Annotated in this window: 1 pseudogene; it reads left to right on the top strand. The window is 59.0% G+C overall.

The window, feature by feature from the left end:
• A pseudogene (locus B3187_RS08460) lies at positions 1 to 390 on the top strand (xylose isomerase); the annotation flags it as partial.

Here is a 390-nt window from a genome sequence, read left to right as displayed (position 1 = left end):
AAACCCAGAAGCGTCTGCAGAACTGGGTTGAGCTGGCGAAAGCCAAGCAGAAAGAATCCGGCGTAAAACTGCTGTGGGGTACCTCCAACCTGTTCAGCAACCCGCGTTTCATGAACGGTGCTTCCACCAACCCGGACTTTGACGTGGTCGCTTTCGCCGGCGCCCAGTTGAAAGACGCGATGGACGCGACCATTGCACTGGACGGTGAGAACTACGTGTTCTGGGGCGGCCGCGAAGGTTACATGAGCCTGCTTAACACCGACATGAAGCGCGAGCAGGAGCACCTGGCCCGCTTCCTGACCATGGCCCGTGACTACGGCCGCAAGAACGGCTTCAAGGGTAACTTCCTGATCGAGCCCAAGCCGATGGAGCCGACCAAGCACCAGTACG

The sequence above is a fragment of the Marinimicrobium sp. UBA4209 genome (genome assembly GCF_002381585.1).
Taxonomy (GTDB): domain Bacteria; phylum Pseudomonadota; class Gammaproteobacteria; order Pseudomonadales; family Cellvibrionaceae; genus Marinimicrobium; species Marinimicrobium koreense.
Note: the sequence above shows the minus strand (reverse complement) of the source record. Positions and strands in the feature narration are given on the sequence as shown.